Source organism: Burkholderia sp. NFPP32, from assembly GCF_900119325.1.
GTDB lineage: Bacteria > Pseudomonadota > Gammaproteobacteria > Burkholderiales > Burkholderiaceae > Burkholderia > Burkholderia pyrrocinia_C.
In genome coordinates this window covers 1-944 of record NZ_FPJP01000037.1, presented here as the reverse complement: position 1 = coordinate 944, position 944 = coordinate 1, and the positions used below count along the sequence as shown (strand labels likewise).

The 944-nt window shown below is 64.3% G+C and carries 1 pseudogene; it reads left to right on the top strand.

Features of this window, described 5'->3' with window-relative positions:
- Window positions 1-944, top strand: a pseudogene (locus tag BT264_RS38800) (hemagglutinin); the annotation flags it as partial.

Genomic DNA, 944 nt, shown 5'->3' with positions numbered 1-944 from the left:
TCGACCTCGACGGGTCTCTCGTCGGCTAATAGCTCGATCTCGTCGCTTTCGACCTCGACCTCGACCGGCATCAGCTCGCTGTCCACCGGCCTGAGCACGGTCACGACCAAGACGGACAACCTCGGCAACAGCACGGCATCGGCACTCGGCGGCGGCTCCACGTACAACCCGACGACCGGGACGGTCTCCGCACCGGCGTACACGACCTACAACGCGAACGGCACGACGTCGACCGCCAGCAGCGTCGGCTCGGTGATCGACAACATCAACAGTCAGGGCATCAAGTACTTCCACGCGAACTCGACCGGTGCCGACAGCGTCGCGACCGGCACCGACGCCGTCGCCATCGGCAGCGGCGCCACCGCCGGCACCAACAATTCCGTCGCGCTCGGCGCCAACTCGCAGACCGCCGCAGCCAATCCCACGAGCAGCGCGACCGTCAACGGCGTCACGTTCGGAGGATTCGCAGGCACCGCGCCGGTCGGCACCGTCAGCGTCGGCAGCCCGGGCAACGAGCGACAAATCACCAACGTCGCCGCCGGCCAGGTGACGCAGACCAGTACCGACGCGATCAACGGCAGCCAGCTTTATTCGGTTGCCCAACAGGTTGGTACCGCAACCAGTGCCATTTCGTCGTTGTCCACGTCGACCTCGACCGGTCTGTCGTCGGCTAACAGCTCCATCACGTCGCTGTCCACCTCGACTTCGACCGGCATCAATTCGCTGTCCACCGGCCTGAGCTCGACCAACAGTTCGGTGTCGTCGCTGTCGACTTCCACGTCGACGGGCCTGTCCTCAGCTAACAGTTCGATCACTTCGTTGTCCACCTCGACTTCGACGGGAATCAACTCGCTGTCCACCGGCCTCAGCTCGACCAACAGCTCGGTGACTTCGCTTTCGACCTCCACGTCGACCGGCCTCTCATCAGCCAACAGCTCGATCAC